The organism is Methylobacterium sp. W2, from assembly GCF_020662345.1.
Classification (GTDB): Bacteria; Pseudomonadota; Alphaproteobacteria; order Rhizobiales; family Beijerinckiaceae; genus Methylobacterium.
Map to the genome: position 1 here is coordinate 1 of NZ_VMOA01000118.1, position 397 is coordinate 397.

1 protein-coding gene is annotated in these 397 nt (G+C 42.3%); it reads right to left on the reverse strand.

Annotated elements, in window-relative coordinates; all coding sequences use genetic code 11:
* Window positions 1-24: 24 nt before the first annotated feature.
* The coding region (locus tag FPV16_RS25980) for a phosphatase PAP2 family protein (protein WP_227441382.1) at window positions 25-397 on the reverse strand (373 nt) is incomplete at its 5' end.

Sequence of the window (397 nt, forward strand, 5' to 3'; positions counted from 1 at the left end):
AAACTGCGCATTTCTCAATACCCATTATACATTTTTGCGGTACTCATAATAGCGGAATCCAATTATCATTATTGTCAGCCAGGCACCTCCGGCTGCGAATCCAGCTATTACATCACTGGGAAAATGAACGCCTAAATAGATGCGGCTTAACCCAATCATGATGATAAAACAGCCTAGCATCACTGTCCATGCAGTCTTCCATCGTTTTCTTTTTGCCAAATGGATGATCATATAGGCCAGCGAGCCATAAAAAATAAAAGATCCCATTGAATGGCCACTCGGAAAACTGAATCCCTGCTCCTCAATCAGAGGTCTGATATCCGGTCGTTCTCTTTTGAAAATCCATTTCAGCAGCAAGTTGAAAAGTGATCCAAGACCGGATGAAAGAACCATGAAC